At 38.5% G+C, this 3,308-nt stretch carries 4 protein-coding genes; all 4 read right to left on the reverse strand.

From position 1 onward, the window contains the following. Positions 1-239: 239 nt before the first annotated feature. Positions 240-887, reverse strand: coding sequence for a hypothetical protein (locus Q0507_RS09710; protein ID WP_298715464.1), 648 nt, complete (start codon positions 885-887; stop codon positions 240-242). Positions 888-985: 98 nt separating this feature from the next. Continuing rightward, positions 986-1,150, reverse strand: coding sequence for a hypothetical protein (locus Q0507_RS09715; RefSeq protein WP_298715465.1), 165 nt, complete (start codon positions 1,148-1,150; stop codon positions 986-988). Then, on the reverse strand, positions 1,141-1,305 hold the full coding sequence (locus Q0507_RS09780) for an ESPR domain-containing protein (protein WP_367268468.1): 165 nt from the start codon (positions 1,303-1,305) through the stop codon (positions 1,141-1,143). The genes Q0507_RS09715 and Q0507_RS09780 overlap by 10 nt, the downstream gene beginning before the upstream one ends. 516 nt (positions 1,306-1,821) lie before the next feature. Continuing rightward, the coding region (locus Q0507_RS09720) for a YadA C-terminal domain-containing protein (RefSeq protein WP_298715467.1) at positions 1,822-3,308 on the reverse strand (1,487 nt) is incomplete at its 5' end.

Genomic DNA, 3,308 nt, shown 5'->3' on the forward strand with positions numbered 1-3,308 from the left:
TATACTTAAGCAAGGTGATTTTTTTGTATAACTTTCGTTGCCGCACCCGCATAGCAGGTGGTTTTATGATTCGCGACTACGTCTCGAACCAGTCTAAAGACAATAAAAAAAGTGCTAAGGCAATACCAAAATGATGCCCCTTAGCACTTAATTAAAAAGTATGAATATAGTTCAGTCACTATGAGAATTACTATACAAGCTATTATATGACTTGCTATTCGAGTAAACTTTCAACCATATTAGTCAAGAGCTTCCTCTGTGTTGATAGCTTTGCGAAGATCAACTACACGATACCCATCAGCTGCCGGTTCATTTGTTTGTTGAACGGCTTTCACACGATTATTCCCATCTTTCATGGATTGTTTCAAGCTGAAAATAACCATTTCATTCATGTAAAAGCGCAATTCATCATTTTTAATTTCAACAGTATTACGATCCAAGATATCGATGATTTCTTGAGCATACTCCATTCTACCCGCTTCAGATACCGTAGTATGTGATTCAAAGAACTTTTTATAGTCATTATACAAACGATCTAAAGCCACGCGTGCATAGCTGTCTTCTTTATAGCGATGACTTACGATGTACCAGCTGCGACGAACATTCATATAATAAAGTGCATTGTTACTATAACGTTCTTGCCCGGACATAATATTGGTATCGTCTTTGATAAGTTTACCTGCTTGATTCAATTGAAAATGTGTAAATTCCCTTACTACGTCACGCACTTCTTCACTAGGAACAGGAAGAACTACTTCCTGTTCGATGTTAGTTAAAGGTAACGGTGCTTGTTCACGCATCATCAATGTATCGCGAGCTGCATCAGCTTGACCTGCAACACATACACAGGCAAGCGCTAAAATAGGCATAAATCTCTTTAATTTCATAAACCCTAATCCTCCTCATAATCATCCGCCAAATGAGCGGGCTTCATATTCCTTACATAAATAGAATATAACAAAAATCAAATACTTCCAAGTACAAATTATTTAGTAAGTCCTGTTTGTTTCATGAACAATGCAATTTGAGCCTTCATTTCCTCATTGTCTCGTTGCACTTGATCGTACTTAGCGGTCAATTCTTGGTCACGTTCTTTCATGAGTGCATTCTCAGCTTTCAATTGCGTCAATTCATCTTGCATTACATACATGGAGCTAATAAGGCCACCCTTGTAACGTTCATGCCAACTATCTTTGCAAACACAGAGGTTACTGTCGAGCGTTTCGACACGTTCTTCGCCGTTTCAGCCACAACGACATAACAACCTTTCGTACGATTCCAAATCACCTTAAAGATTCGATTCATTTACTTTACTCCTTACATAAAATAATCAGGTTATATGAATAGATTAAAATCATTTATAATTCTAGAAAAAAGCAAACCCACAGACAATATATAGACTTTTTTCGATACACATCGTATTAAACATACCATATTCTATGTGAAAAGTAAAAAGAATTTAATTTTATATTCATCTAAAAATTGTAATCACTTATAAACATACAACGAATCTAACCATTTTATTTATATTCATTCCAAATGCACCATTTTTTTCGCATAAAACCAACTAAAAATTTTTTCTTTCTACTCCCATTCGTTTATATCTAATTTCATTCGTTTATATTAAATCGATAATGGATTATCCTTACATATATGCAACATATACTCGATAGATAATATGTACGAATACCCCCAATAAAAGCAAGAGTAAATTCATAAAATACTAAAAGGCGCCAAAAGCAAAATGCTTTTGGCGCCTTTTATGGCACTACAATATGAATATGTGATTTCATATCATATTACATCAATATGTTTATCATATTATTTGTTACCCAATTGTTCCATCAAGAATGCAATTTGTGCTTTCATTTCTTCATTATCGCGTTGTACTTTTTCATACTTCGCTTTCAAAGCTGTCACTTCATCTTGCATTACATAAGCAGAGCTGATTGGACCGCCTTTATAACGTTCCGGAACGGCTTTCTTCGCATCAGATGTACCGAATTTATAAGATACACCCGCATTGAACATGTTGTCATGACCGCCGAGGGATACGCCCATGTGGAACAATGTGGATTCATTAGTGTAATGAGCCACACCTAAAGCAGCCGCGGTGCTACCTTTGTAGTGACCTAACGCAGCCATTACTTGAGTAGGTTCCAATGGATCGTATTGTAATGGTTTAAGACCGGAAATAGCCGCACTAGCAGCACCGGAGTCTGCAATTTGACCTTCCATATCGCTCATTAAGCCATTCAATTGATTCATATTAACAGCATCTGTACCGTTTACACCAGGGCCTACATTAGTAATTCTATTACCGCCATTATTCAAACCGTCTTTAGTAAGACTTACGGAATTTCCTGTAGCAGGTGTAATCGTCATACCGCCACCGTTTACAACAGTCGTATTACCTGCAGCATCCTTAGTTGTTACGGATTCAAGGCCCTTTAAGTCTTTCGCCATACGAATCTTAAGGTTACCGGTACCATCAGATACCACACCTAAGTTATCTTCAGAGGACAATTTGCTAACATCAGAGATACCGCCCACAACATTGACTTGTTCATTAAGTTTTTTCTTAATCACAGCACCGGAATCACCACCGTACTTCATGCCGTCATCTTTGGTTGCCACTTGATGAGGTGTCCCATTTTCATCTATGTATTTCATACGAGTGATTTCATTACCGTTAAGATCTTCATCGCCTTTTTCAGCAGTGATATCCGCATTGCGACCGTCTTTGCCTGTTAAGCCGATATGACCGACACCATTCTTACCGAACATGGAAACCGCATCCTTGCCATTTTTACCGGAAATGCCTACCTTTCCATCTGTACCGTCAGCACCGTTAGGACCGGTAATGGTTACACCATCAGGGCCGGATTTGCCGACTTTTACCTTATCAGCATTCACTGTACCGCCATTAACCGTATTCGCAGTTACGCTGTCAGCCTTGATGTCTTTCGCCATCTTGATAGTGATATTACCATCGTTATCGGCTATCGTTTTGATATTTTCGCCGGAGTATTTATCGTCCGCTTCGGTACCTTCGCCTTTAATGGTAACCTTTTGACCTAAATCACGGTGGAACTCGCCTGTATTACCTGCAAAATCTAAGCCTTTCTTCGTGATTTCATCACCTAGATCATCAATCTTTTTATCCAACGTATCATGAGACGATTTCACTTGATCTTCCGTGGCAGCTCGACCGCTAACGATATTAGCAGGATCGAATGTTTTATTTTCCAAGCCGGTAACATAGCCGTCTTTACCGTCCACAGCGATTTTACCTGCATCAATCTTAC

This window comes from uncultured Veillonella sp., from assembly GCF_938010505.1.
Classification (GTDB): Bacteria; Bacillota; Negativicutes; order Veillonellales; family Veillonellaceae; genus Veillonella.

Bases quoted from the DNA above. Each gene is read 5' to 3' on its own strand.
- Q0507_RS09710 (WP_298715464.1), bottom strand. From the start codon at position 887: ATGAAATTAAAGAGATTTATGCCTATTTTAGCGCTTGCCTGTGTATGT.
- Q0507_RS09715 (WP_298715465.1), bottom strand. From the start codon at position 1,150: ATGTATGTAATGCAAGATGAATTGACGCAATTGAAAGCTGAGAATGCA.
- Q0507_RS09780 (WP_367268468.1), bottom strand. From the start codon at position 1,305: ATGAATCGAATCTTTAAGGTGATTTGGAATCGTACGAAAGGTTGTTAT.